Source organism: Ruoffia sp. FAM 26255 (genome assembly GCF_045528525.1).
Lineage (GTDB): Bacteria > Bacillota > Bacilli > Lactobacillales > Aerococcaceae > Ruoffia > Ruoffia tabacinasalis.
This window is the reverse complement of the sequence record NZ_JBGQQX010000154.1, coordinates 1-255: the sequence shown is the minus strand read 5'-3', so window position 1 is coordinate 255 and position 255 is coordinate 1. Positions and strand designations below refer to the sequence as shown.

At 36.9% G+C, this 255-nt stretch carries 1 pseudogene; it reads right to left on the bottom strand.

The features are described 5' to 3' along the window. Positions 1-172, bottom strand: a pseudogene (locus tag ACEN31_RS11700) (IS256 family transposase); the annotation flags it as partial. Positions 173-255 lie beyond the last annotated feature (83 nt).

Sequence of the window (255 nt, the reverse complement as noted above, 5' to 3'; positions counted from 1 at the left end):
GAGAGTTACCTGAATGGAAACCAATCCGCTCATACTTCTCATAATCTAAAAAGACGGTCAATTCCGTTCTTAAGAGTGTATTTACGGCCAATTCTAGATGAGAACGAAAACATTCGTTTAAATCACCATTTGTGGCTAGAGTCTGTAAGATATCTGTAGTAAGATTGTTCATAGGGAAGTCCTCTTTTCTGTGAATGTAGTGTGGTAACTCTATTCTACAGAAGGGGCTTCCTTTTTTCTATTTACACAAGATAT